General features: G+C 48.7%; 4 protein-coding genes. All 4 read right to left on the bottom strand.

The genetic code is table 11. The annotated features are described in order from the left end of the window. Positions 1 to 170 precede the first annotated feature (170 nt). Positions 171 to 491: a HipA N-terminal domain-containing protein gene (locus ACKI3C_RS02765; protein ID WP_407401811.1), complete on the bottom strand. Its 321-nt coding sequence runs from the start codon at positions 489 to 491 to the stop codon at positions 171 to 173. 5 nt (positions 492 to 496) lie between these two features. After that, positions 497 to 709, bottom strand: a complete 213-nt coding sequence (locus ACKI3C_RS02760) for a helix-turn-helix transcriptional regulator (RefSeq protein WP_407401809.1) — start codon at positions 707 to 709, stop codon at positions 497 to 499. Between the two features lie 170 nt (positions 710 to 879). After that, complete coding sequence (locus ACKI3C_RS02755) at positions 880 to 1,743, bottom strand: SDR family oxidoreductase (protein WP_407401807.1); 864 nt, start codon at positions 1,741 to 1,743, stop codon at positions 880 to 882. Between the two features lie 23 nt (positions 1,744 to 1,766). Continuing rightward, positions 1,767 to 3,101, bottom strand: coding sequence for a clostripain-related cysteine peptidase (locus ACKI3C_RS02750; protein ID WP_407401805.1), 1,335 nt, complete (start codon positions 3,099 to 3,101; stop codon positions 1,767 to 1,769). Positions 3,102 to 3,685 lie beyond the last annotated feature (584 nt).

The following is a 3,685-nucleotide window of genomic DNA, read 5'->3' as shown; positions in this document are numbered from 1 at the left end:
TCGATGTCGTGTTGGTGGTTCGTTTGGTTTTATTTGCCGCACTAAATTAAGTGAAATCACCGACATGACCAAATCTTGGGCAACTTTTTGTTGCTCAGGATATTATAAAAATTGTTAACAAAAGTGCTGCGGAATTAAGGTTATAACAATATAAACACTTGCACATGACTCTACTCGTTTATTGGTACAACACTAATACTGCCGATACACTCTCTACAGCACAACAACAGAAGCGACATGCGGTCGAGTATGCTGATGTCTGTATTGCGGATGGCGACGTCAAGCAGCCATCCTTCGGGAATCAATCCGTCAAAGAAGGGGAAAAGCACTGGACTTGAGTAAGCTTCATGTCGCAAGGGCAAGGTAAGGGAGATAGCTACAGGAGATGATGAGGCAAGATAAGTATCGTCGTACTTGAATGTGTACTCGCCGCCATCTTCTGTCAATAATCCGGCCAACTGGTCCTTTCTGAATATTTGGGCTTGTCGCATGTTTGTTATTGCTCGTTAACCCTGGGCGTTGCCACAAGCGTGTAGTTAAACAGGTCGAGTAGTTGATTTACCTTGTCCATGCGCAAAGTTGGCTTACCTTGCTCAAGATTGCGTATGAAGTTAATGCCCACGCCTGATTTTATCGCGAGTTCTTCTTGCGTCAATCCGAACTCCTTGCGCAGATTCTTCACCGTTTGTGAAAGTGCTGTTCTTTCCATTGTACTCGTAAATTATATTCGTTCGAATGCAAAATTAATAAATAATTTCTAAATTACATCATATCGAATATAAAAAAAACAAATAATCACTGAAATTATATCCTATCGGATGTAATTTTGGATAAAACAGTGGTGTTTTGTATTATATCGGATATAATTTCAGTGGGTGTTTACTTTGTGCGGAAGGGGTGAGTGATGGCTTCGGCGATGCCGTTGATGCTGTCGTTGAAGCGGATGCCGTGCTGCTCGATGAGCGAGCAGTCCATGGTGAGGTTGCGCGGCTGGTCGCTGTAGCGCTCCTCGTCGGGGAGAATCCAGGCCGAGGGTTCCTTGAGTCCCATCAGTTGGGCGGCTTTGAGGAAGAGTGAGTGGCTGTTCAGCGTATTGCCGGAACCGAAGTTGTAGATGCCTCCGGGCAGGGAGATTGCTTTCTCGATATTCCTGACCACCTCCCACACGTTGGTCACGCCTCGGTACTCGTGGGTAGCGGCATTGATGACGTTGCCTTCGTCGTGGGCTTTTTTCAGATTGGCAAGGATGTTGGGGTTCAGCTTCATGTTGCTCTCGGGCAGATCGTACATCCAGGTGAGCCGCAGCCCTACGGAGTCGTGGTTGTTCCATTGCGCGCGCTGCTCGGCTTCCATCTTGTGGCAGCCGTAGATATTGACTGGCTGTAGCACCGCGTCCTCCTTGAGCGGCCCGAGCATGGGCGTGCCGTTATACACCTGGTCGCTCGACATGAACACGAGTTTAGCACCCGTGATTTTGCATGCCTTGGCAATGCGCACCGTGCCCTGCACGTTCACCCTGTGCGACTCGTCGTGGTGTTGCTCACAGTACCACGTGTTGCTGAGCGCGGCACAGTGAATCACAACCTCAGGCTGGTGCTCCTCGATGTATGCCCTTACAGCCTCTTCTCGGCTCACATTCAACTCGCCATGCGCGGGCAATAGCAGCTCATATCTGTCATTGAGGAAGTATGCCAAGCGGCTGCCTAAAAATCCGCTGCTGCCAGTAATCAGTATCTTTTGCATTGATAAGGGGTGTTGCTGTTTCACTAGTCGGTATAGGTGATTTTGCCCGACGGGTGGTGCTGGTTGGTCTTGAGCCAGCGGCTCCAGCCTGACTGCTTGTCAAACTCCAGCAAGGGATATGTCTTCTCGTAGTTCAACTCGTTGTAAAGGGCTTCGTTGGTGACGATAATGCCCACGCTCACGTTGCCCTTCCAGTTGCGGAATGAGGGATTGCATGTCACGCGATATTGCGCTTGAGCCAAGGCCTGGGCAAAGCGGTCGGCAAGCACCCTCAATTTGTCGTTGCCCGATGTGACGGCAAGCTGGTTGAAATAGTCATAGGCGTCAAATCCACATCGATATTTGCCCAACTCGGCCCCTCTTGCAGGGAACAGCAAGTGGCACTGCTCGGCAGCCAGGTCATAGGCATCGTGATGTGTAGCATAACTTGAACACAGTTCGCCGGCGATGTCACTGACCGCACTTGCCACAGCAGGCAGTTTGCGCAGGTCCACAACACCCATATCGCCATAATACTCGTCCTTGTCATAATCGGTTTCCAGCGGATGGGTGAACCAGTAGGTTTGCTGCCCGTCGGCAAAGAGGCGCAGTTGTTTCTCGAGCGACTCGTCGCCTGTGGTCACGCTGTTAAGGTGCTTGAGCAGGTTGTAGTAGTTAGTGCCGTAGTCAGGAGTAGGCTGGGCTGCGCCCACGCAATAGTCGGCCACGGTGGCATAGTCAAAGAGGTTCTCTAACGTGTGCATGTTGCAGGCATCGGTGAGGAGAACCTTGAGCCTGATGCCCGAGTCCTTGATGCCTTGCACGCACTGCCACAGGGCCATCGGGTGCTTGTCCACATTGTCGTCCGACAAAATCGAACGTGTCTTGCGTGCGTCACTAGATATGTTCCATCCTCCGCCATGATTCCATAACACCAGGATGTAGTTCTCGGCGGGAGCCACCTGCGCGCTCCACTTGATGAACTCGGCCAGCGTTTGGGGCTCATAAAGAGGAATCGTAGAGTCCCCGATGCGTGTTGTTTCCAACTTAAACACGTCGAGGCCAGTGGTATCTCTGCGTTCGGGAAGCATCATGCGGAATGTACCTTCCATGTTGCCCACGTCGTGGTTCTCAGCATACACCTTCGACAATTTCATCAGATAAGTCATCTTCACGTCGTCGGTGCTGCCATAGGCGATGGCTTGCTTCAGGTTGTCAAAGAAAGCGTCGTCGAGCGTCGCCCCTCCGCAGCCATAAAGCATGACGGTGAACTTAGCCTTATTATCCACCGGCTCGTCTTTTTCATCAGAACACGACGTGGCAAAGACAATCATCGATGATATTATCATCAATACAACACTTTGTATAAAATGTTTCATACTTAATTGCGTATTATAAATGCTTCTAACTTCAATGCAAAGGTACATAATTTTCATGAAACATGTGCTGATTTTAAGCGGCTTTATTTCCTTTAGATGCAGTGAAGATGATATTATATTTAAAAATATTGTTGTCCGGTAAAAAAAAGAAAATATTTTTATTATGGTTTTATGCTTAGAAAATAGCTTGCTCTGCACGCAAAATGGAATTACCTCATAGATAGTGTATTATCATTTTAAGAGCGGAGTCCTCCACTTTAAGGGAGGTTAGCTGGTCGCGGCACGGGCTTTGCCCACTTACCGCTGCTCACTCCCTTGAGCACGGTTCTTGGCGTGAGCCATATAAACTAAAAAAATCATTTTCTTTTTACTCAACTTTAGCATGTGAAACCATTTGAGTCTCACCTGTTTGTTCCGATTAGCGTCCTGCTGGACGCGGTGCGTGTTGCATTTCTTCCCCCACCGCCACTTCGTTCGTGAAGTGACCCCGAAAAGTTGGACGTTAAATTAAACGTTAATTATTAAATTCTCTATAGTATTGAGCTCGGTATTGTGCCGGGCTCATTCCTTTTAATCTCAGTTTT

Source organism: Sodaliphilus sp., assembly GCF_045598405.1.
In the GTDB taxonomy this organism is placed as follows: Bacteria; Bacteroidota; Bacteroidia; order Bacteroidales; family Muribaculaceae; genus Sodaliphilus; species Sodaliphilus limicaballi.
This window is presented reverse-complemented; position numbering and strand designations above follow the sequence as displayed.